The sequence below is a fragment of the Sphingobium wenxiniae genome, from assembly GCF_007830065.1.
GTDB lineage: Bacteria > Pseudomonadota > Alphaproteobacteria > Sphingomonadales > Sphingomonadaceae > Sphingobium > Sphingobium wenxiniae.
This window is the reverse complement of the sequence record NZ_VLKK01000002.1, coordinates 225,668-247,526: the sequence shown is the minus strand read 5'-3', so window position 1 is coordinate 247,526 and position 21,859 is coordinate 225,668. Positions and strand designations below refer to the sequence as shown.

At 66.4% G+C, this 21,859-nt stretch carries 19 protein-coding genes and 1 tRNA gene; 14 read left to right on the top strand and 6 right to left on the bottom strand.

Annotated features, from left to right (window positions below):
* Positions 1–5: 5 nt before the first annotated feature.
* On the bottom strand, positions 6–632 hold the full coding sequence (locus IQ35_RS03595; RefSeq protein WP_021245804.1) for a P-loop NTPase family protein: 627 nt from the start codon (positions 630–632) through the stop codon (positions 6–8).
* Complete coding sequence (locus IQ35_RS03590) at positions 629–1,963, bottom strand: hypothetical protein (protein ID WP_021245805.1); 1,335 nt, start codon at positions 1,961–1,963, stop codon at positions 629–631. Before IQ35_RS03590 ends, IQ35_RS03595 begins: the two co-directional genes overlap by 4 nt.
* Positions 1,964–2,005: 42 nt before the next feature.
* Here IQ35_RS03590 and purM point away from each other — a divergent pair, with 42 nt between their 5' ends.
* The 4 genes from purM (at position 2,006) to nadB (ending at position 6,819) form a co-directional block, all read left to right on the top strand.
* Positions 2,006–3,100: a phosphoribosylformylglycinamidine cyclo-ligase gene (gene purM / locus IQ35_RS03585; RefSeq protein WP_145071995.1), complete on the top strand. Its 1,095-nt coding sequence runs from the start codon at positions 2,006–2,008 to the stop codon at positions 3,098–3,100.
* Between the two features lie 40 nt (positions 3,101–3,140).
* Positions 3,141–4,094 carry a phosphoribosylglycinamide formyltransferase gene (gene purN / locus IQ35_RS03580; RefSeq protein WP_145071994.1) on the top strand — a complete coding sequence of 318 codons (954 nt, stop codon included), beginning with the start codon at positions 3,141–3,143 and terminating at the stop codon, positions 4,092–4,094.
* A 42-nt stretch (positions 4,095–4,136) separates the two neighbouring features.
* Positions 4,137–5,066 (top strand): ABC transporter ATP-binding protein, encoded by a 930-nt coding sequence (locus IQ35_RS03575; RefSeq protein ID WP_021245808.1) that lies wholly within the window; start codon positions 4,137–4,139, stop codon positions 5,064–5,066.
* Positions 5,067–5,214: 148 nt separating this feature from the next.
* Positions 5,215–6,819: an L-aspartate oxidase gene (gene nadB / locus IQ35_RS03570; protein ID WP_145071993.1), complete on the top strand. Its 1,605-nt coding sequence runs from the start codon at positions 5,215–5,217 to the stop codon at positions 6,817–6,819.
* A 136-nt stretch (positions 6,820–6,955) separates the two neighbouring features.
* Here nadB and IQ35_RS03565 read toward each other — a convergent pair whose 3' ends face one another.
* Complete coding sequence (locus IQ35_RS03565) at positions 6,956–7,792, bottom strand: alpha/beta fold hydrolase (protein WP_145071992.1); 837 nt, start codon at positions 7,790–7,792, stop codon at positions 6,956–6,958.
* Positions 7,793–7,962: 170 nt separating this feature from the next.
* On the opposite strand from IQ35_RS03565, the gene IQ35_RS03560 reads away from it, so the two are divergent.
* The gene (locus tag IQ35_RS03560; RefSeq protein ID WP_145071991.1) at positions 7,963–9,111 is read left to right on the top strand and encodes a serine hydrolase; all 1,149 of its coding nucleotides are present in this window, start codon (positions 7,963–7,965) and stop codon (positions 9,109–9,111) included.
* A 9-nt stretch (positions 9,112–9,120) separates the two neighbouring features.
* On the opposite strand, the gene IQ35_RS03555 is transcribed toward IQ35_RS03560, so the two are convergent.
* Complete coding sequence (locus tag IQ35_RS03555) at positions 9,121–9,939, bottom strand: transporter (RefSeq protein ID WP_145071990.1); 819 nt, start codon at positions 9,937–9,939, stop codon at positions 9,121–9,123.
* Between the two features lie 114 nt (positions 9,940–10,053).
* Between IQ35_RS03555 and polA the strand changes: the two genes are divergently transcribed.
* Positions 10,054–12,852 carry a DNA polymerase I gene (polA, locus tag IQ35_RS03550; RefSeq protein ID WP_145071989.1) on the top strand — a complete coding sequence of 933 codons (2,799 nt, stop codon included), beginning with the start codon at positions 10,054–10,056 and terminating at the stop codon, positions 12,850–12,852.
* 86 nt (positions 12,853–12,938) lie between these two features.
* Here polA and IQ35_RS03545 read toward each other — a convergent pair whose 3' ends face one another.
* Entirely contained in the window at positions 12,939–13,223 is a 285-nt protein-coding gene (locus tag IQ35_RS03545) for a TFIIB-type zinc ribbon-containing protein (protein ID WP_021245814.1), read from the bottom strand.
* A 4-nt stretch (positions 13,224–13,227) separates the two neighbouring features.
* Positions 13,228–13,920: a Bax inhibitor-1/YccA family protein gene (locus IQ35_RS03540; RefSeq protein ID WP_021245815.1), complete on the bottom strand. Its 693-nt coding sequence runs from the start codon at positions 13,918–13,920 to the stop codon at positions 13,228–13,230.
* A 404-nt stretch (positions 13,921–14,324) separates the two neighbouring features.
* Between IQ35_RS03540 and IQ35_RS03535 the strand changes: the two genes are divergently transcribed.
* From IQ35_RS03535 to IQ35_RS03500, 8 genes are all read left to right on the top strand, one after another.
* On the top strand, positions 14,325–15,833 hold the full coding sequence (locus IQ35_RS03535; RefSeq protein ID WP_021245817.1) for a cysteine--tRNA ligase: 1,509 nt from the start codon (positions 14,325–14,327) through the stop codon (positions 15,831–15,833).
* Positions 15,834–15,955: 122 nt separating this feature from the next.
* Complete coding sequence (locus tag IQ35_RS03530) at positions 15,956–16,312, top strand: Rap1a/Tai family immunity protein (protein ID WP_031291586.1); 357 nt, start codon at positions 15,956–15,958, stop codon at positions 16,310–16,312.
* Between the two features lie 185 nt (positions 16,313–16,497).
* Positions 16,498–17,391, top strand: coding sequence for a DMT family transporter (locus IQ35_RS03525; RefSeq protein WP_145071988.1), 894 nt, complete (start codon positions 16,498–16,500; stop codon positions 17,389–17,391).
* Between the two features lie 32 nt (positions 17,392–17,423).
* The gene (locus IQ35_RS03520) at positions 17,424–18,083 is read left to right on the top strand and encodes a COQ9 family protein (protein WP_021245820.1); all 660 of its coding nucleotides are present in this window, start codon (positions 17,424–17,426) and stop codon (positions 18,081–18,083) included.
* Positions 18,084–18,150: 67 nt separating this feature from the next.
* Complete coding sequence (locus IQ35_RS03515; protein WP_021245821.1) at positions 18,151–18,408, top strand: FeoA family protein; 258 nt, start codon at positions 18,151–18,153, stop codon at positions 18,406–18,408.
* Positions 18,405–20,267 (top strand): ferrous iron transporter B, encoded by a 1,863-nt coding sequence (feoB, locus tag IQ35_RS03510; RefSeq protein WP_021245822.1) that lies wholly within the window; start codon positions 18,405–18,407, stop codon positions 20,265–20,267. Before IQ35_RS03515 ends, feoB begins: the two co-directional genes overlap by 4 nt.
* Positions 20,268–20,328: 61 nt before the next feature.
* Entirely contained in the window at positions 20,329–20,895 is a 567-nt protein-coding gene (gene ssb, locus IQ35_RS03505) for a single-stranded DNA-binding protein (protein ID WP_021245823.1), read from the top strand.
* 579 nt (positions 20,896–21,474) lie between these two features.
* Positions 21,475–21,565, top strand: a tRNA-Ser gene (locus IQ35_RS03500).
* Positions 21,566–21,859 lie beyond the last annotated feature (294 nt).

Here is a 21,859-nt window from a genome sequence, read left to right as displayed (position 1 = left end):
TGGGATCAGTGGGAAGGGTCGGGCGGAAGTATAGGCAGAAAACCGGCCCCTTGCAGAGCCTCTTTCGCCATTGCGACGGAAATCTTACGCCCGGATGACAATGCCGCCCGATCCAGCAGGCGCGTGACCGCCGCGATTCCCGCATAGCTGCGCTCGATCCGCCGCAGCAGCCAGTCGGGCAGGTCGGCGGCGTAGCTCGCCCCCGCGCTCGCCAGCGACCGCTCGATCAGCGCGCGGGCAAGCGCCTCGTCCGGCTCCGCGATGGCGACATGCGGCGCGGCGGCAAGGCGGGATCGCAGGTCCGGCAGCGCCACCGGCCATTGCACGGGCGCCTCATGGCCGATCATCAGCAGGGGCCGCCGCTGCGTCTGTGCCTCGTTCCAGGCATGGAACAGCCTGTGTTCGTCCTGTCCCTGCGCGTCGTCGATCACCGTGCCGCCGCTCATCGCCGCGAACTGCCGTCCCAGCGTGGACCGGCCCGACAAGGGCGGCCCCGTCAGCACGCTGACCGACAGCGGCCATTCGCGCCAGCTTTCCAGATGGCGGACGGCGATGCGATTGGCGTCGCTGACCAGGAAATCCTCGCCCTTCCCCCGGCCCGCCCAATCGAACGGCAGGCTGATCTGGCTCATGGGGCGCTGGCGGCTCCGGCGGCGGGCACGGCGGCGCGGCGGATGCGGATCGTGTTGCCCGACGCCGCCACGGTATAGCCCCGCGCCTGCAAGGCCGCGCGCAACGCATCGGCGCCGCCCACGAAATTCACCTGCATCACCGACGTTCCGCCCAGCGCCAGACTGCTGGTAGAGGCGGAGCGCACGCCCGGAATGGCGCGCATCAGCGATTCGCCCTGCGCCACCGATCCGACATCGGGCGTGTCGAACTGCACCGCGAACGTGGCCATGCCGCTCTCCACCGGGGCATCGAGTGTCTCGATCGGCAGGTCGACCGCATTCTCGATCGCCAGCGCATCGGGATCGACCGGCTCCTCGATGATGAGCGACGGGTCGGGCCGCAGCCGGCCATCGTTCAGCGCCGCGGTATAGAGCGCATCGATCCGCCGCGCCGCTTCGTCCAGCATCCTGGGGATCGCGCTGTCATTGGACGCGCGCAGCGAGAAGCTGCCGATCAGGCTGTCGTCCGGGCCATAGCGCGCCGCGAAGCTGCCCAGCACCGGCCCGCCCGGCCATTGCCGTTCCAGCCGCGCGATGGGGATCACCACGTCCGCCGCGCCATATTGGTCCAGCAGCACGCGCCACCACAGCCGCCCGCGCCGCCCGGTCTGCCCGGCGTTCAGCAGGATGGGGTCGGCCACCGATCCCGCGACGCGCACATAGTCGATGGCGCTTTCCCCGGTGCGGTAGCGCGCCCATGCTTCCTGCCACGCATTGATCCGTTCATAGGACACGGCCGATCCGCCGTCCCACAGCACGGGGATCACCAACAGGGGCGGCGACCGCATCACATGGCCGCTGACCCCCAGCAACTGCCCGGTCCGCGCGCGGTCGAACAGTACGCCCAGCGTCGCGACATAGCGCGTCGGGCCGATCTGCTCATATTCGATCTCGATGCCGGAGATCATGCCCTCAAGCTGCGAATCGGACAGTCCCGGCGCGCCAGCGCCGCCATGGGTGCGCGCCCAGAGCATCTTCCACGCCTGCCGCTGCGCCAGCCGCCACCCGGCCTTGCGGGCGCTGTCGGCATCCTTGGCGGCGACGTCCACCTTGACGTCGCGCACCTCGAAATCGCCGCCGCTGGCGATGGGCGGAACGCCGCGTTCCCCCTCCATCTGCGCGAAAAGCGCCGCCGCCGCGAGGCCGAGCGCGATGGCTCCCACGATCTGCGCGGGGCGCGACAGGAACGAAAGCAGGCGTTGGGGCGATACAGTCCAACGACGAAGGGCAAGGGTAAGGCTCACGCGCGCCCTTTTGGCGGGATTTGCCCGATATGCCAAGCGGCAACCCATTTCCCGTTCCGTTTTCCCGCGCTTTGCTCTAGTCGCGCGGATATGAGCGACAACGAATCCTACAGCTACGCCGGGGCGGGCGTCGACATCGCGGCGGGCAATGCGCTGGTCCGCGCCATCGCCCCCCTCGCCAAGTCCACCCGCCGCCCCGGCGCGAACGCGGAGCTTGGCGGCTTCGGCGGTTTCTTCGACCTGAAAGCGGCGGGCTATGACGATCCCCTGCTGGTCGCGGCCAATGACGGCGTGGGCACGAAGCTCAAGCTCGCCATCGACCATGACCGGCATGACGGCGTCGGCATCGACCTGGTCGCCATGTGCGCCAACGACCTGATCGTGCAGGGGGCGGAGCCGCTTTTCTTCCTCGACTATTACGCCACCGGCAAGCTGGAGAGCGGCGTCGCCGAGCGCGTGATCGCGGGCATCGCGGAGGGCTGCCGTCAGGCGGGCTGCGCGCTGATCGGCGGCGAGACGGCCGAAATGCCCGGCATGTATGCGGACGGCGACTATGACCTCGCCGGTTTCTGCGTAGGCGCGGTGGAGCGGTCGAAGGCGCTGACCGGCAACAGGGTGAAGGCGGGCGACGTGCTGCTGGGCCTCGCTTCCTCGGGCGTGCACAGCAACGGCTATTCGCTGGTCCGCCGCCTCTCCGCCGACAAGGGCTGGAAGCTGAACCGCCCCGCTTTGTTCGACAATGAAGTGCTGCTGATCGACGCGCTGATGGCGCCGACGCGCATCTATGTGAAGTCGCTTCTTCCCCTCGTTCGTGAAGGCAGGATCAACGCCCTCGCCCACATCACCGGCGGCGGCCTCTTGGAAAACATCCCCCGCGTCCTGCCCGAAGGCACTCACGCGCTCGTCGACGCCGACGCCTGGGAACAGCCGCGCCTGATGGCCTTCCTCCAGGCGCAGGGGAATATCGAGCCGGGCGAAATGGCGCGCACCTTCAACTGCGGCGTCGGCATGGTGCTGGCCGTCGATGGAGGCGAAGCCGCCGCCGTCACCGCCGCCCTCGAAGCGGCGGGCGAAACCGTCTTGCGCATCGGCGCGGTCGAAGCAGGCGAGAAGGGCTGCACGGTCAAAGGCTCCACCGAAACATGGAGCGCCAAGGCCGACTGGAAAGCAACGCATCTGGGTTGAGCCATCAAGTCCCCCTCCCGCAAGCGAGAGGAGAGTCCTCATGCACAAGGCCAAAGTCGCAGTCCTCATTTCCGGGCACGGCTCGAACATGGCGGCGCTGCTCTATGCGGCCAAGCATCCGGCCTGCCCCTATGAGGTCGTGCTGGTCGCCTCCAACAACCCGCAAGCGCCCGGCCTCGCCCTCGCGGCGGCGGAGGGCGTCCCCATCTTCGCCCACAGCCACAAGGGCTTGAACCGCGCCGACTTCGACGCCCTCATCGACGGCGAACTCCGCAAGGCCGGGGCGGAATATGTCGCGCTCGCGGGCTATATGCGCCTGCTCTCCCCGGAGTTCGTCGCGGGCTGGGAAGGCCGGATGCTCAATGTCCACCCCAGCCTGCTCCCCCAATATAAGGGCCTCGACACCCACCAGCGCGCCATCGACGCGGGCGACCGCCATGGCGGCTGCTCCATCCACATCGTCACCGCCGACCTCGACGACGGCCCGGTCCTGGGCCAAACGCAGGTCGCGATCCTCCCCGGCGACACGGCGGAGAGCCTCGCCGCCCGCACCCTTTTCGCGGAGCATCAGCTTTACCCCCGCGTCCTCGCCGACTTCGTGACGCGCGAACGCTCCCCCGACTGGCTGCTCGATCAGGTCCGCCGGCGCGCCCTCGCCCTTCCCCGGTCGGACGAAGGCATGTCCCACGGAATGTCCAGCTTCGGCATCGAGAAGGGCAAGAAATTCGCCTATTTCACGCAGGATCATCATGGCGACGGCAACGTCGCCTTGCTGGTCAAGACCAGCGCGCCAGAAGAACAGGCGATGCTGATCGACAGCGATCCCGATCTCTATTACCGCCCCGCCTATCTCGGCCCGGCGGGCTGGGTCGGCATCCGCCTCGACCTTGGCGAGGTGGACTGGGATCTGGTGGAGAACCGCCTCCAGCGAAGCTGGCGCACCGTCGCCCCGAAGAAGCTCACCGCCCTGCTGGACGCCGCCGACCAGTTCTGAACCCCTTTGCGCCGCGCCGCCCGATCCCCCATATGGAGCGCCATGACCGACCTTTCCTCCCAGCCCGCCATCGAGATCACCAACCTCACCAAGGTCTATGCGGGCGGCAAGCGCGCACTCGACAATATCTCCCTCGCCATCCCGCGCGGACAAATCTACGGCCTGCTGGGGCCGAACGGCGCGGGCAAGTCGACCACGATCAACATCCTCGCGGGGCTGGTCAACAAGACCAGCGGCACCGCACGCATCTGGGGCTTCGACATCGACCAGAATCCCCGCAACGCCAAGAACAGCATCGGCATCGTGCCCCAGGAAATCGTCTTCGATCCCTTCTTCACGCCCTTTGAGACGCTGGAAAATCAGGCCGGCTATTATGGCGTGCCCAGGGACCGCCGCCGCTCCATGGAACTGCTGCGCGCCGTTCATCTGGAGGACAAGGCGAACGCCTATGCCCGCACCCTGTCGGGCGGCATGAAGCGCCGCCTGCTGGTCGCCAAGGCGATGGTGCATTCCCCGCCCATCCTCGTCCTCGACGAACCGACCGCGGGCGTCGACGTCCAGCTTCGCCAGCAGCTTTGGGCCTATGTCCGCGAATTGAACGCGCAGGGCGTGACCATCGTGCTCACCACCCACTATCTGGAGGAAGCCGAGGAGCTGTGCGACCGCATCGGCATTATCAACCACGGCCGCCTCATCACCGACAAGCCGACCCGCGAACTCATCGCCATGGCGCAGGAAAAGGTGGTGCAGGTGACGGTGGACCGCGATCTGGACGCCGCCCCCGACGCCGCCTGTTTCGAAAAGGTCGAACTGTCGGACCCGCGCACGCTCACCATCACCTATATGAAGAACCGCGCCAATGCGGGACAGGTGCTCTCCGCCGTCCAGGCGAGCGGCCTTTCCATCGTCGATGTAGTGACGCGCGACCCGGATCTGGAAGATGTGTTCCTCCACCTGACGGCGGCGGCGTAATTCCGCCTGGAGGGGTTTTCATTCCCGTTCATCCTGAGTAGCCACTGAGCTTGTCGAAGCGGCGTATCGAAGGATAGCCGCTTCGATACGGGACTTCGGCGCGCCGATCCTGCCCGGCACGAACGACCGATAGAAAAGAACCGAGAAGATGCCCATAACCACCCATGACGTCGTCATCATCGGCTCCGGCGCGGCGGGCCTGACCGCCGCGATCGATCTTGCGCAGGACCGCAAGGTCGTGGTGCTGGCGAAGGGCGCGCTCGACGGCGGCTCGACCAACTGGGCGCAGGGCGGCATCGCGGCGGTGCTCGACGCGGGCGACAGTTTCGACGCCCATGTCGAGGATACGATGATCGCGGGCGCGGGCCTCAACAATCGCGGGACGGTGGAGTTCGTCGTCTCCGAAGCCCCCGCCGCCATCGAGCGTCTCGCCGCGCTCGGCGTCCCCTTCAACGCCGGCGAGGATTTCGGCGAACGCTGGCACCTGACGCGCGAGGGCGGCCACAGCCACCGCCGCATCGTCCATGTCGACGACGCCACCGGCCATGCGGTGCAGGCCGCGCTGCTCAAGGCCGCCCGCGCCAATCCCAACATCACTCTGGTCGAGGACCTGATCGCCATCGACCTCATCACCTCGCGCCATGGCGAGAAATATTCGGGCGACGGCCATGTCTGGGGCGTCTACGCCCTCAACAAGAAGACCGGCCATGTCGACGCCCTGCTGGGCAAGGCGACGATCCTCGCCACCGGCGGCGCGGGGCGCACCTATCTCTTCTCCACCGCCCCGCGCGGCGCGACCGGGGACGGCATCGCCATGGCGTGGCGCGCGGGCTGCCGCGTCTCCAACATGGAGATGAACCAGTTCCACCCGACCTGCCTCTACAATCTGGAGGTCAAGAATTTCCTCATCACCGAAGCCGTGCGCGGCGAGGGCGGGCATTTGAAGCTCCCCCCCGGCGTCCCCGGCGGCGGCGAGCGCTTCATGCCCCGCTTCGACCCCCGCGCCGAACTCGCCCCCCGCGACATCGTGGCGCGGGCCATCGACCATGAGATCAAGCGCCTCGGCCTCGACTATGTCCATCTCGACATCAGCCACAAGCCGCCGGAATTCGTGAAGCACCACTTCCCGACCATCCATGCGCGCCTGCTGGACCTCGACATCGACATCACGAAGGAGCCGATCCCCGTCGTCCCTGCCCAGCATTACACCTGCGGCGGCGTGGTCATCGACCTTGACGGGCGCACCGACCTGCCCGGTCTCTATGCGGCGGGCGAAGTCACCGAAAGCGGCCTGCACGGCGCGAACCGCCTCGCCTCAAACTCCCTGCTGGAATGTTTCGTCTTCGGCGAGGCGGCGGCCAAGCACATCCGCGCCCATTGGGACGAACTCCCCGCCCCGCCGCCGATCCGCCCATGGGACGAAAGCCGCGTCACCAACAGCGACGAGGAAGTCATCGTCCAGCACAACTGGAAGGAAATCCGCCGCTTCATGTGGGACTATGTCGGCATCGTCCGCACCACGAAACGGCTGGAACGCGCCCAGCACCGCGTCGCCCTGCTGGCGCAGGAGGTGGACGACTATTACGGCAATTTCCGCGTGACGCCGGACCTGATCGAGCTTCGCAACCTGCTGGAAGTCGCCCGCCTCGTCGTCCGCTCCGCGCTCCACCGCAAGGAAAGCCGGGGGCTGCACTATACGCTCGACTATCCCGACATGCTGCCGCAGGCGGTCGACACCGTGCTGGCGCCGTGACGCGAACGGTTATGGTGGACCGCGCGATATCTGTTATTGGCCATTTCCGTCATGCCAGCGAAAGCTGGCATCTCTTTTCTTAGGCGCCCCCGCCTAAGTGAGATCCCGGCTTCGCCGGGATGGCCGAAACCTGCCCTCACCGCATCAGAAAGGCCCGAAGCGTCGCCTGGAAGCGCGCGGGCTGGTCCGCCATCACCACATGGCCGCTCGGCCCCATGGGCACCAGCCGCGCGTCCTTGCTCGGCGCATAGGCGGCGCGGAATCGCGCGCCGATCTCCTTGGCCTGCGCCGCGTCGCTCCCCACCGCATAGATCACTTCCAGCGGCCCCGGCAGGCGGGCCAGTTGCGGGCCAAGGTCGACATTGGCCAGATCGCGCAGGGCGCCCGCGATCACGCCCGGATCGCTCCCCTTCGCGCCCGGCGCCTGCGCCACGATCTGCGCCAGATAGGCCCGCCCGGCCTTCGTCCCGGTGAAATATTGCCCAAGCTGATCGGCCAGATAGCCCATGCCCCCCGCCGTGCCGCCGACCATCGCCGCGCCCGCGGGCAGCATGTCCACCACCATCACCCGGCCGCCGATGCCTTTGAGCGCCAGCATCATCGCCAGCGTGCCGCCCATGCTGTGCCCCACCAGCGCTGGCCGCTCCAGCCCCTGCGCGCGGACATAGCGCGCGATCTCGTCCGCCACCGGCTGCACCACCGCGCCGCTCGCATTGTCCTCCGCCGCCAGCCCCGCAAAGCCGCGCACATGGATGAGGTGCCAGCGATAGCCCGCCACACCGCTCACCACGCCGTTCCAGATGCCGGGTCCGCTCGCAAGGCCGGGGATCAGCAGCACGTCCCGTCCGCTGCCGCGAACGGTGACGGCGATCCGCCGCGAAGCGAAAGCCACCGCCGCCGCCGCGCCGCCGCCCGCGCCCAAACCGGCCAGCAGCGCGCCCCCGCCCAGCAACAATGTCCGTCTGTCGATCATGTTCCCATGTATCGCGGCCCCGGCCTGAACCGCAACTGAGCAGCGGCGCGCGGCAAAGGGTTCCCCGTTCAGGCTCCTTACATCGCAATTGTGGAATCATTCGTCGCATGATTCTTGCGGCCGATGGGATGGAGGGTGCCTAGATAATGCCCTGGATTGCGGGGACGTTCATGAATTTGAAGGATAAAAGGCCAGGCAGGCGGCCTGAAGGCGGCATCATTTCCGCAAAGCTGGTTCTGTTGATCGCGGCGCTGTCCGCTTGCGTGAGCGCGCCCCAGCCGCCCCCCGCCCAGGCCCGCGCCACCAGGCCCCAGCCCACGACAGCGACTTTCCCGATCCGTCCGGTCGCCAATCCGCCGCGCCCCTATCAGGACGTCGACCAGCGCGAAGCGCCGCCGCCCGCCCTCGTCAGCGTGATCCGCGATCTGGGGCAGAGCTTCAACGGCCATGTCGGCATCGCCGTCCGCCGCGTTGGCGCGGGCTGGACCGTCGCTCATAACGGCAACCAGCTTTTCCCGCAGCAGAGCGTGTCGAAGCTCTGGGTGTCCATGGCCTTTCTCGACGCGGTGGACCGGGGCAAGCTGCGCCTGACCGACACGGCCACGATCACCCGGCAGGACCTCACCCTCTTCCACCAGCCGAGCGCCGCCATGGTGGGCGCCACCGGCTGGACGACGACCTACGGCAACCTCATGAACCGCGCGATGACGCAGAGCGACAACACCTGCAACGACGCGCTGCTCCGCGCGGTCGGCGGGCCTGACGCGGTGCGCGGTTTCCTGGCCCGGCGCTTCATCGGCAATATCCGCTTCGGTCCCGGCGAACGGCTGCTGCAATCGGCGACGGCGGGCCTCGATTGGCGGCAGGATTATTCGATCGGCCGCAATTTCTATGCCGCCCGCGCGAAGCTGCCCATGGCGGTCCGCAAGAAGGCGCTCGACAATTATCTCGCCAATCCGCCGGACGGCGCGGCCCCCGCCTCCATCGTGCAGGCGCTGGCGAAGCTCAAGGAAGGGGACATGCTCTCCGCTTCCTCCACCGCCACGCTCCTTTCCATCATGGGCGAGGCGAAGACAGGCCCGCAACGGATCAAGGGCGGCGTTCCGCCGGGCTGGCATTATCTGCACAAGACCGGGACGGGACAGGATCTGGCGCCGCGCTCGACCGGCTTCAACGATATCGGCATCATGACCGCGCCGGACGGCACCAGCTATGCCGTGGCGGTGATGATCGGCAGCACGACCGAGCCGATCCCGGTCCGCTGGCAATTGATGCAGGCCGTGGCGAAGGCAGTCGCTGCGAACCACCAGAAGCGATGATATCCGCCGTCAGAACCGCCGCGAGATCCCCAGATAGACCTCGCTGTCGGGGCTGTCCCGGTTCAGCCCGGCATTAAGGCCGATGTCGATCTGCATGGCGTCGGACGGCTGCCACGTCAGCGACAGGCCCGCCAGCGCCTCCGTCGCATGGCCCGCCGGGTCCTCGTCCCGCAGCACCGACGCCTCGACCATCGCCGACACCGCTTCGCCAACATCGAAGCCCAGCCCCAGCACGCCGCCATAGGCCGGATGCCGCCCGTCCCGATCCTCGTCGACCGCGGCATCCATCTCTCCCATGACTTCGAGAGACAGGCCGCTCCCCAGATCGAAGGACATGGGCAGCAGCAGCCCCGCGCCCCAATCGCCCGCGCCGATGGCCGTTCCTCCGCCGGGCAGCGTCACATAGGGCATGACCGCCACCGAAAAGCCCGATCCATCCGGATTGCGCAGATTCTGCCGGATCGCCAGCGTCACGTCCCCGACGCCGCTGTCCTTCGTCACGGCGCCCGTGATGCGATCCTTCTCCCGCACATGGCCGAACGCCGTCCAGCCGATCTGCGCCTCCATGCTGCCGGTCACGCCCACGCGCACCAGCGCCTCGCCCAGTTCCACGCTGTCGGTCCGGGCTGCCGCGTCCTTTTCCCGCGTCCAGTCGCCCAGCCCCAGTTCCACCTGCACCCGGCCCGGCGCCATGGTGCAGGCGGGCGTCCCGATGCCCGGCCGGTCGGCGCAGAATTCCCGCTCCTCCTGCGCCCGCGCGCCGCTTCCGATCGCAAGCGCCGCCAGCAGGACCACCGATGCCAGACACAATCCGCCTAAGCCCCTCATATATCCCCCTCTTCCGGCAGCCATATAGGAAACAAAACAGAAATAAACGGCGCTTCTTCCGGTTCCCGCCGCCCGGCACTGGAGGGCGGAGGCATAACCCGCTATCTCCGCTCCATGTCCCAGAATCAAAGCGCCAATCATCTCTATCTGGTCGACGGCAGCGGCTATATCTTCCGCGCCTATCACCAGCTTCCGCCGCTCACCAACCAGCACGGCCAGCCGGTCGGCGCGGTCTATGGCTACACCACCATGCTCTGGAAGCTGGCGACGGAGCTGGGCAATGCGGACGGCCCCACGCATCTGGCCGTGGTGCTCGACAAGGGCAGCCACACCTTCCGCAACGACATGTACGACCTGTACAAGGCCAACCGCCCGCCCGCGCCGGAGGATCTGGTCCCCCAGTTCCCGATGATCCGCGACGCGACGCGCGCCTTCTCCCTCCCCTGCATCGAGGAGGACGGGTTCGAGGCGGACGACATCATCGCCACCTACACGAAGGCGGCCGTCGCCCAGGGTTGGAAAGTCACCATCGTCAGTTCCGACAAGGACCTGATGCAGCTCATCCAGCCCGGCGTCGACATGTACGACACGATGAAGAACGAGCGGCGCGGCGCGGACTATGTGATGGGGAAGTTCGGCGTCCGGCCCGAACAACTGGGCGATGTCCTCGCGCTGATGGGCGACAGCGTGGACAATGTGCCCGGCGTCCCCGGCATCGGTCCCAAGACGGCGGCGAAGCTCATCACCGAATATGGCTCGCTCGAAGCCGCGCTCGACGCCGCGCCGTCGATGAAGAAGTCGAAGATGCAGGAAAACCTCATCGCCCATGCGGATATGGCCCGCCTGTCGCGCAAGCTGGTGACGCTGCATGACGGGATGGACCTGCCCGAACCGCTCGACCACCTGACATTGAAGGGCATTCCGCCCGAACCCTTGCAGGCGTTTCTGTCGCACCACGGCTTCAAGTCCCTGCTCGCCCGCCTCGGCGCGCCGGCCGCCGCCGTGGCGGTCGCCGCGGCCGCAGCCGCCATCAGCGAAAACACGCTGCCCCCCGCCCCCAGGGCGGAGGAAGACCCGCCCATCGACCGCAGCCTCTACGAAACGGTCGTGACGCAGGACGCGCTCGACCGCTGGATCGCGGCGGCGCGGGCGGAGGGCGTGGTCGCGGTCGACACGGAAACCGACATGCTCGACTGCGTGTCCTGCGCGCTGGTCGGCGTCAGCCTCGCCACCGGCCCCAGCCGCGCCTGCTACATTCCCGTCGGCCATCAGGGGCAGGACATGTTCGCCGAACGGCCGGAGCAGTTGCCCAGGGACCTCGTCCTCGCCAGGCTCAAGCCCCTGCTGGAGGACGACAGCGTCCTCAAGGTCGGCCAGAACCTCAAATATGACATCACCGTCCTGCGCCGCCACGGCATAGAGATCGCGCCCTATGACGACACCATCGTCATGAGCTTCGACCTCGACGCGGGCCAGAGCCTCGCCGGGCATGGCATGGACGAAGCGGCGAAGGTCCACCTGGGTCACACCTGCATCAGCTTCAAGGACGTAGCCGGCACGGGCAAGAAGCAGATCAGCTTCGCCGAAGTGCCGCTCGACAAGGCAACCGAATATTCCGCCGAGGACGCGGACGTCACCCTGCGCCTCTGGAAACTCTTCAAGACCCGCATCGCGAACGAGGGCGCGACCCGCATCTACGAACTGGTCGACCGCCCGCTCGTCGCCGTCATCGCGAAGATGGAGCATGAAGGCATCAAGGTGGACCGCGAGGCGCTCTCCCGCCTGTCCGCCGAATTCACCGCCGGGATCGCGGCGCTGGAGGCGGAAATCCACGCGCTCGCGGGCCAGCCCTTCGCCATCGGCTCGACGCAGCAGCTTGGCGCGATCCTGTTCGACAAGCTGGGTTACAAGGGCGGGCGCAAGGGCAAGTCCGGCGCCTATTCCACCGACGTCACTATCCTCGAACAGCTCAAGGCGCAGGGCGCGGAAATCGCGGGCAAGGTGCTCGACTGGCGGCAGCTTTCCAAGCTCAAATCCACCTATACCGACGCGCTCCAGGCGCAGATCAACAAGGATTCCATCCGCGTCCACACCAGCTATTCGCTGTCGGGCGCGCAGACCGGCCGCCTGTCCTCGACCGATCCCAACCTCCAGAACATCCCGATCCGCACCGAAGTCGGCCGCCAGATCCGTCATGCCTTCGTCGCGGAACCGGGCAATCTCATCCTCGCGGCGGACTATAGCCAGATCGAACTGCGCCTCGCCGCGCATATGGCGGACGTGCCCGCGCTCAAGCAGGCTTTCGCGAACGGCGAGGACATCCACGCCGCCACCGCGCAGCAATTGTTCGGAGAGGTCAACCGCGACACCCGCGCCCGCGCCAAGACGATCAACTTCGCGATCCTCTACGGCATTTCCCGCTGGGGCCTCGCTTCCCGTCTGGAGATCACGGCGGACGAGGCGCAGGACATGATCGTCCGCTATTATGAACGCTTCCCCGGCATCAGCATCTATATCAACGAGACGATCGAGAAGGCGCGGGAACGCGGCTACACCGAAACCCTTTTCGGCCGGAAGACATGGTTCCCCCGCATCCGGGCGCCCATCCAGCACGAACGGCAAGGCGCGGAAAGGGCGGCGATCAACGCCCCGATCCAGGGCACCAGCGCCGACATCATCAAGCGCGCCATGGCCCGCATCGGCCCCGCCCTCGCCGCCGAGGGTCTGGATCAGGTGAAGATGCTGCTGCAAGTCCACGACGAACTGGTCTTCGAACTCCCCGAAACCGATGTGGAGCGCGCCAGCCCCATCATTCGCCGCGTCATGGAAACCGCCGCCGAACCGTTGGTGAAGCTCTCCGTCCCGCTGGGCGTCGAAATCGGCACGGGACCAAGCTGGGGCGCGGCGCATTGACGATGCGCTGGAAGAAGCAACTGTAACGGAAAAATCCAGGGCGCAGCGCAAAAGAAAAGGCCGGTCGTCACAACCGGCCTTCCCCATCAATCGAACAGCTCTTCCAGAAAGCTCTTCTTCCGCTTCTTCTGATAATATCGCCCGTCGTCCCGATAATCCCGGTCCGGGCGATAGCTCGGCTGGCTCAGCGCGGCGGGCGCGCCCGTCTCCCGCCCCGACCGCTCGATGATCTTGTCCAGTTCGCCCCGGTCCAGCCACACGCCCCGGCATTGCGGGCAATAGTCGATTTCCACCCCCTGCCGGTCCGTCATCGCCAATCCGACATGGCAGACCGGGCAGAGCATGGCCGACACGGCCTGTGCGTCGCGCATTCGCTTATTCCCGCTCGCCGGTCAGGTGGAGCAGCATCTGGAACAGGTTGACGAAGTTCAGGTAGAGCGACAGCGCGCCCATGACCTGCATCTTCTCGGCGACCTCATGTCCCGCATAATGGAAATATTCCGACTTGATGCGCTGCGTGTCCCAGGCGGTCAGGCCCGTGAAGATCACCACGCCCAGGATCGAAATCACCATCGCCATCGCCGACGACCCGATGAACAGGTTGATGAGGCTCGCGACCAGGATGCCGATCAGGCCCATGATGAGGAACGAGCCGACCTTCGTCAGGTCGCGCTGCGTCGTATAGCCCCACAGCGCCATGGCGAGGAACATCACGGCGGCGGAGAAGAAGGCTTGCGCGATGCTGCCGCCCGTGAAGATCAGGAAGACGCTGGCCAGCGACACGCCCATGACGGCGGAAAAGGCCCAGAACGCCATGCGCGCGCCTGCGGTCGTCATCCTGTCGATGCGGAAGCTGAAAAAGAACACGAACGCCAGCGGCGCGAAGATCGCCACCCATTTGAGCGGCGTGCCGAAGATCGCGGCGGCCAGCGCGGGCGTGTTGCCGACAAAGGCGGCGACGAGGCCGGTGACGACCAGCCCGATACCCATATTGCGGAAAACGCCCAGCATGTGCGCGCGCAGCCCGGCGTCGGTCTGCGCCGTCTGGCTGGCGCCATAGCCCGGCATACGAACGGGATTGTTCACGGCGTTAAAACTCCATCCTTCAGGTCTCTACAGGATCGAGCGGCCCGGCGCGCGGTCTTCGGTGGATTGGAGGGGGATCGCAATCCCCGAACCTGCACCGAGCACACTCGATGCGGTCCGACATCACGGCTGGACATGTCCAACCGCCAGAGGGGCCCGGCCCGCACAGGCCATATCGGGAACCGAAGCGGGAAGCGCAAGGGGCGCTCCAGCAAGCAACACTTTGTTACAAAGGAGGATGCCTGCCCGCCCGCTTCCGGCCATTTTTCGCCATCCCATATCCGTCATGCCAGAGGGGCCTCTGCAACGTCCGCCAGCCGCCCGAACGGCCGGCCTTGCCGATCCCCCGTTGACGCCCGCCGCGCTTGGCCGCATGGCTCTTCGCCATGTCCCAAGACCAGCATATCGCCGCGCCGCTGCGCCTGTTCAACAGCGTCACCCGCACGGTCGAGCCGTTCGCGCCGATCGAGCCGGGTCATGCCCGCGTCTATAGCTGCGGTCCCACGGTCTATAACTATGCCCATCTCGGCAACCTGCGCGCGTATGTCTTCACCGACACGCTGCGCCGCACGCTGCTGTGGAAGGGCCTTGCCGTCACGCACATCATCAACATCACCGATGTCGGCCACCTGACCAGCGACGCGGACGCAGGCGACGACAAGATGGAGGCCGCCGCCCGCGCGCAGGCAAAGAGCATATGGGACATCGCGGCCCATTATACCGACGCCTTCAAATCCAATATCGCCGCGCTCAACATCATGGAGCCGACCGAATGGACGGTCGCGACCGATTACGTCCCGCAGATGATAGCCTTCGCGCAGAAAATCGCCCCGCATCACTGCTACGAACTGGAAACCGGCCTCTATTTCGACAGCAGCACCGTCCCCGATTATGGCGCGCTGGCCGGCGGCCGCGATGACGCCGCCCACGCCCGCATCGATCCCGTCGCGGGCAAGCGCAACCCGTCCGACTTCGCCATCTGGCGCAAGTCCCCGCCCGGCGAGCAGCGCCAGATGGAATGGGACTCCCCCTGGGGCAGGGGCGCGCCGGGCTGGCACCTGGAATGCTCGGTCATGAGCCAGGCGCGGCTCGGCCAGCCATTCGACATCCACACCGGCGGCATCGACCATCGCGAAATCCACCACCCCAATGAGATCGCCCAGAATCAGGCGTTCCGTTCGGCCTGCTGCGGCGACGCCGTGACAGCGGGCTTCACCGGCGCCCGCTGGTGGATGCACAACAACTTCCTCGTCGACCGCCAGGGCAAGATGAGCAAGTCGAAGGGCGGCTTCACCACGCTCTTTTCCCTGATCGACGCGGGCGTGCATCCGCTCGCCTATCGCCTGCTCTGCCTTGGCGCGCATTACCGCAGCGAGCTGGAATTCAGCGCGGAGGGCGTCGGCGCGGCCCTCACGCGCTTGAAGCGCCTCATCATGGGCGTGGAGAGCCTGAAATCGCGCGCGGAGGGCGTCACATGGCAGTCCCCGCGCCTCGATTTCCTGCGCGCGAACCTGCATCCTCGGCTAATCCCCCTGCTCGAACAGTTCGACGCCGCGCTCAGCGACGACCTGATGACGCCCCGCGCCCTTCCCCTGCTGGAGGAAGCCATAGCGATGAAGAAGGTGCCGGCCGACGAAAAGCTCTGCCTGATCGCGGCCTTCGACGCCGCGCTCGGCCTCGACCTGCTCGGCCTGACCCGCGCCGACCTGCGCCTCCAGCCCAAGGCCGCACAGATCGCGCCCGGCCAGATCGAAGCGGACCTCGACCGCCGCCAGAGCGCCCGCCAGGACAAGGACTTCGCCCTGTCCGACCGGATCCGCGACGCCCTGATCGCGCGCGGCGTGGAGGTGATGGACGGCGATCCGCTCCGCTGGGACTGGCGCCTTTCCCTATAATCATTGTTTATCAGTCATTTACCAAGAATATTCCTGCGACGAACCGTTGCCGTCCATCGCCGATCCGGCTGGACAGCAACGCGTAAAAGTATAATGTTCGCCACATGTTCCGACAGTGGATGATGATCCCGGCCGCCCTGTGCGGCGCGGCGGCGATGCCTGCCTTCGCGGCGCCCGATGCCGCGCCCGGACAGGCGTTCATGTTCGAAACCGGCGCCACCCTGCTCGCCAAGTGCCGGAACAAGGCCCCCGAATATGCGCTGGCCTGCACCGCCTACATCGTCGGCGCGGTGGACGGCATCAAGAAGGACGTGTTCCTCGGCCGCGCCCGCCCCAATTGCTGGCCCGCCCAGATGAAGGGCGAAGAGGTGCGCCGCCTCGTCGTCACCTATCTGGAACGCTATCCCGACCAGCGCAAGGCCCCCGCCTCCGTCCTTGTCAGCGTCGCGCTCAACGAACGCTATTCTTGCGAAAAATGACGCCGCCGCCCGATTCGACTGGCGGTCATGAAGTTTGCACACCCAAATCCTGAGGCAGGGTTTGGCGGATTGCGCCATGACCGGTCGTCATGCTGCACTTGTTTCAGGGTGACGGTGGACGCAAATGTCAGAAAATGGCCGTTTCGAAACGGGACATGGGTGTGCAGGACGGTTAGGGAGCCGTCATGGCAAGTTCCATCCCTCCTCTCCAAAAGCCTATGCCCGCCTTCGCCTTTCCCGCGCTGGTCCTTGCAAATGTCTTTCTGGCGATGGGGCCGGTGCTGGTCCGGCTGAGCGATGTGGGGCCGGTCGCGGCCGCCTTCTGGCGGCTGGCGCTGGCCGTGCCTTTCCTCTTTCTGCTGGCCCTTCCCCGCCTGCGCGGCGCGGCGCTCGACGGGAGGCAGTGGAGCCTGATGATCGTGGCGGGCCTGTTCTTCGCCGCCGATCTTGCCGTCTGGCATCTGGGCATCCATTTTACGAAGGTGGCCAACGCCACGCTGTTCGGCAATGTGAGCGCGCTGGCGCTGCCCTTGTGGGGCCTGCTGGTGCTGCGGCTGCCGCTGCATCGGCCGCAACTCTTCGCCCTGCTGCTGGCGATAGCGGGCGGCGGCGTCCTGATGGGCGGCAGCTACGAGCTTTCGCCCCGCTATCTGCGGGGAGACCTGCTCTGCCTTTTGGCGGGGCTGCTTTATACAGGCTATCTGGTGAGCGTGCAGGATGGGCGGAAGCGGCTGGATAGCTGGTCCATCCTCGCCGTCTCCAGTCTCACGGGCGCGGGGGCGCTCCTGATCGCGGCGCTGGCGATGGGGGAACGGTTCATGCCGACGGACTGGACGCCGTTGATCGCCCTTGCCCTGTCGAGCCAGCTGATCGGCCAGGGGCTGCTCACCTATGCGATCGGCTGGTTCTCCCCACTGGTTCTGGGGCTGAGCCTCATGATCCAGCCGGCCGTGTCCGCGATTTTCGGAAAGCTGCTCTTCAACGAGGGGATGAGCGCGGCCGACATGCTGGCCATGACGGCGGTCGCCGTGGCGCTGATCCTCGTGCGGTTGCCCTGGGGCGCGAAACGGGCCGCCTAGCGGAAGACCCGCCAATGCTCTAATATGGCGGCATGACCACGCAAGACATGACCCTGGACGAAGTGCGCTGCGCGCTCGCCCCGTTGCTGCCGCGCCATGCGGCCTTCGACGGCTGGAAACCCGAAGCGGTCGCCATGGCCGCCGCCGAAAAGGGCGTGGATGCGGACATCGCCGGATTGGCCTTCGCCGATGGACCGATGGACATGATCGACGCATGGTTCGCCAGCATCGACGCGCGGATGATGGAGGCGCTGCCGTCCTCCTCGCTCGCCGCCATGTCGATTCGCGCGCGGATCACGGCTCTGGTGGAAACGCGCCTTGCCCTGCTGGCTCCCGATCGCGAGGCGCTGCGCCGCGCGGTCGCGATCATGGCGATGCCGCGGAACAGCCCCCGCGCCGCGAAGCTGGGCTGGCGCGCCGCCGACATGATGTGGCGCGCGGCGGGCGACGAAGCTGCCGACTTGAGCCATTACAGCAAGCGCATGACGCTGGCGGGAGTCTATGCCGCGACCCTGCTGGTGTTCCTTGACGACGAAAGCGACGGCCATGCGGAAAGCCGCGCCTTCCTGGCCCGGCGCATAGAGGATGTGATGCGCTTCGAACGCACCAAGGCCCGGTTCAAGGGCGTGGGCGGCGGCGAAAGGTTGAGCCTTTCGCGCTTCATCGGGCGGCTGCGTTATCCCGCGATCTGATTCGCGCTGGCCTTTTTCAATCGTAATTGATAGTCACTCGCAAAACCTTGTGACGAGTAGCTTTCCCTTGCGCCTGACCGACCTGCCGCTGCGACAGCCTGCCTATGTGGATGTGATTGACTGGAATGCCCTTTCAGCGGCAGAGGGACAGCGCCTGCGCGAATTCGGACTGTGCGAAGGCGCGAGCGTGGAAGCGCTGCACCGCGGCGGTCTGTTCGGGCGAGGACCCATCGCCTGCAAGGTCGGGCGCATGACCATCGCGATGCGCCGCAACCATGCCGAAGCCGTCACGGTCCGCACCGGCGCCGAAGGAGAGACGGCATGAGCATGCTGCCGCTGGTGGCGCTGGTCGGCAATCCCAATGCCGGGAAAAGCGCTCTGTTCAACGCCCTGACCGGGGCGCGGCAGAAGCTGGGCAACTATCCGGGCGTCACCGTGGAGCGCAAGGCCGGGCGGCTGTCGCTGTCCGACGGGCGGCCGGTGGAACTGGTCGACCTGCCCGGCACCTACAGCCTTTCCCCCGCCAGTCCCGACGAGCAGGTGACGCGCGACGTGGTGCTGGGCAAGCAGCGGAGCGAAAAGCGACCCGACGCGCTGGTCGTGGTGGTCGACGCCTCCAATCTCGACAATCATCTGCGGTTCGCGCTGGAACTGATTGCGCTGGGCCTGCCGACCGTGGTGGCGCTCAACATGGTGGACCTGGCGACGCGCGATGGGCTGGAGTTGGATGCGGAGGTGCTGTCGCGGGAACTGGGCGTGCCGGTCATCCCCACGGTCGCGGTGCGCAAGCGCGGGCTGGAGCCTCTACGGACCGCGCTGGAAGGGCTGATCGACGACGCGGCGCCGAAGGCGCGTCCCTCTCCGGCAGGGCGCGATTTCGACACGCTACGGAGCGAAGCGCGCCGGATCGCGCAGGCGGCCATCGTGCGGGAAACGCCGTCGCGGCGGCTGACGGCGGCGGTGGACCGGGTGGCGCTGCATCCCGTATTCGGGCTGCTGCTGCTGCTGGGCCTGCTCTTCGTCATGTTCCAGGCGGTCTATGCCTGGTCGGAAGCGCCCATCGCCATGATCGAGGGATGGGCGGAAGCCGCGAGCAATGCCGCGACCGACGCCTTGCCGGGCGGCATAGTCCGATCCTTCCTGGTGGATGGCGTCATCAACGGCGTCGGGTCGGTGGTGGTGTTCCTGCCGCAGATTCTGATCCTTTTCTTCTTCATCCTGATGCTGGAGGCGACGGGCTATATGGTCCGCGCCGCGTTCCTGATGGACGGGCTGATGGCGAAGGTCGGGTTGTCGGGGCGGGCCTTCATCCCGCTCCTCTCCTCCTTTGCCTGCGCGGTGCCCGGGATCATGGCGACGCGGACCATCTCCGATCCCAAGGACCGGCTGACGACCATCCTCATCGCGCCGCTGATGACCTGTTCCGCGCGGCTGCCGGTCTATGCCGTCATCATCGGCGCTTTCATTCCGGCGCGGGATGTGGGTCTGGGCATCGGCTTGCAGGGGTTGGTGCTGTTCCTGCTCTATGTCGCGGGGATCGTGGGGGCGATGCTGGTGGCGCTGGTGCTGCGCCGCACCGTCACCAAGGGGCAGAGCGGCGGATTCCTGATGGAGATGCCGAAATATCAGTGGCCGCGTCCGCGGGACATAGTGCTGGGCCTGTGGCAGCGCGCCGTCATCTTCCTGAAGCGCGCGGGGACGATCATTTTCGCCTCCACCGTCATCCTGTGGGTGCTGCTCAGCTTCCCCCGCGTGCCGGAGGACAGCCCCGCCAGCCAGGTGGATCACAGCATCGCCGGACGGATCGCGGGAGGCCTCAACGTCGTGCTGGAACCGGTAGGCTTCAACCGCGACATCAGCCTGGCGTTGATCCCGGCAATGGCGGCGCGGGAGGTGGCGGTATCCGCGCTGGCCACGGTCTATTCCATCGACGCAGGCGACGATGAAGCGAAACTGGAGCAGAGCCTGGGCGACCGGCTGAAGGATAAGTGGCCGCTGCCGACCGCGCTCGCCTTCCTGGCGTGGTTCATTTTCGCGCCGCAATGCATTTCGACCATAGCGGTGACGCGGCGGGAAACCAATGGATGGAAATGGCCGTTGTTCATGGTCGGATATCTGTTCGTGCTGGCCTATCTGGCGGCGGGGGCCACATATTGGACGGCAACGGCCATCGGGCTGTCATAGAGCGCTTTACCCCGCCGCGCCGCGCTCTATAAGGACGGGCTTTGGACGCTTTGGAGGGATCATGGCGGGCTCGGTGAACAAGGTCATTCTGGTCGGCAATCTGGGCGCGGACCCGGAAGTCCGCAGCTTCCAGAATGGCGGCAAGGTGTGCAACATCCGCATCGCCACGTCCGAAAGCTGGAAGGACCGCAATTCGGGCGAGCGCAAGGAGCGCACCGAATGGCATAATGTGGCGATCTTTTCGGAAGGGCTGGCAGGCGTGGCCGAACGCTACCTCCGCAAGGGATCGAAGATCTATGTCGAGGGACAGCTTCGCACCCGCAAATGGCAGGACCAATCGGGCAATGACCGCTACACCACGGAAGTCGTGTTGCAAGGCCCGGGTGCGGTGCTGACCATGCTGGACGGCGCACCGGGCGGTGGCGGCCAGGGCGGTGGCGGTGGCCGCTCGCAGGCCGGCGGCGACTGGTCGGGCGGGTCGAGCGGCTTTGGCGGCGGCGACTATGACGATTTCGGCGGCGGCGGAAACTTCGGCGGCGGCGCGGGGCGCTCGTCGCAGGGCAGCGGGCGCGGCAGCGCGGGCGGGCCGAATTTCGACAATGATCTGGACGATGAAGTGCCGTTCTGACCAGGGATAGACAAGTGTAACTTCCGCAGGCCGACCGCGCTTGCCCTGCTCGGGCACGGCGGACCGCCTGACTGATGCCTCTTAAGCATCGCACACTGATTTTATTCTATTGGATTATCGCTCCCGGCCCAGCGCCGCGATGCGCAGATCGCCGGGAGCAGCGGATGGCCGTCGACTATGACATCTTCCATGGCGGCAAGGTCATCGGCGGCACGGGGCTGCCGCGCAGGCGGTTAGATGTCCGCATTTTGAAATGACCGGGTTGTCCGCATGGCGAAGCTCGACCAAGCTAGCGCCTGCCGGTCATTACAAAATCGATGCCCGCGCCGCGACCTAAAAAACGCCGCGGTACTTCCTGGACCAGGCGGCGGAAATGGGCGTGCCGTTTTACTCCCTGCTGCCGACCCGCGGTCAGCTGAATATGGCTGTCATTTTCCGGTGGTTTCCGGTCACACTCGCGGGCATGCGCCTATCGCGCCGCCGTCCCTTTTTTTACCCAACGTCAGATTGGAATAAAGTCAGGCCGATGCCCTTGCCTCTTTTGACGCTCCGCGATAGGGAGCGCCTTTCAGCGCATGCGGAGCGGTGGCCGAGTGGTCGAAGGCGCTCGCCTGGAAAGTGAGTATACGTCAAAAGCGTATCGAGGGTTCGAATCCCTCCCGCTCCGCCATAATCTCAATGCGAATCAATGAGATGGGCCTCATGGGGCCAGAAAATCCCCAGCTTCCGCGCGGTTTTGCCGATCGCGACCGAACCTCAGAGACTGCCGAAAACGTCGAAATCGGTCTCCGATCGGCTTTTGTCTCTTTTCACCCGAACCCCTGCTGAAAAGGTTCGGTCTCCAGAAACGACGTAAATCCAAGGTTTTCTGGCTTTCGTTCAACCGAACCTTTTGCGCCCAATCTCGGCAGGCGAACGGGAATGCAACTGGTGGTATTTACCCGCAGCATGAGCCAAAAGCCGC